We start from the raw sequence: 567 nt of genomic DNA on the forward strand, positions 1-567 counted from the left end.
TCCTGAGGATATTTATCATTTGATAAGCATCTCCGGCATTACGGCTGAACCTATCCCATTTAGTGAATAAAACAAGATCAATTTTGTTTTTGTGCTTTTTTAAATTTTGCAAAAGCTTATTCCATTTAGGTCTGTTAAAAGTCTTTGCCGAGTGATCTTCATAAATCACGTCTCTTATCTCAATGGAGTTAATTTCACAATATTTACGCAGTACTTCTTCCTGATTTCTTTGGGAATATCCCCTATCTGCCTGCTCGTCGGTACTCACTCTTACATATAAGTCTGCTATCATTTTCATCCTCTTGTTTTTAAATACTTAGTTACTGTAATATTTGCTAATTTACGCAAAAAATCCAAAATATCCTTAGCTTGCTCAAGCGTTATATCCAGTCCCTCAGACCTTAACATTTCCATGGCTCTCTCTGGAGTAATTCTTCTCTTCTCATTTACCTCTTCATTGACTTCTTTATTTTCCATATTACTTTGCTTAACGTTCATCATCCTTTTCATTTTTCTAATTATCTTGACAACACTAAGATAACGAAATTGTTTTTATAATTTTACATT

The 567-nt window shown here is 33.0% G+C and carries 2 protein-coding genes; both read right to left on the reverse strand.

What is annotated here, in order from left to right:
- The coding region (locus tag D0817_RS24790) for a recombinase family protein (protein ID WP_134737800.1) at nt 1–298 on the reverse strand (298 nt) is incomplete at its 3' end.
- Nucleotides 295–477, reverse strand: a complete 183-nt coding sequence (locus D0817_RS24795; protein ID WP_127341001.1) for a hypothetical protein — start codon at nt 475–477, stop codon at nt 295–297. The genes D0817_RS24795 and D0817_RS24790, both read right to left, overlap by 4 nt.
- Nucleotides 478–567 lie beyond the last annotated feature (90 nt).

The sequence above is a fragment of the Flavobacterium cupreum genome (assembly GCF_003996965.1).
GTDB lineage: Bacteria > Bacteroidota > Bacteroidia > Flavobacteriales > Flavobacteriaceae > Flavobacterium > Flavobacterium cupreum.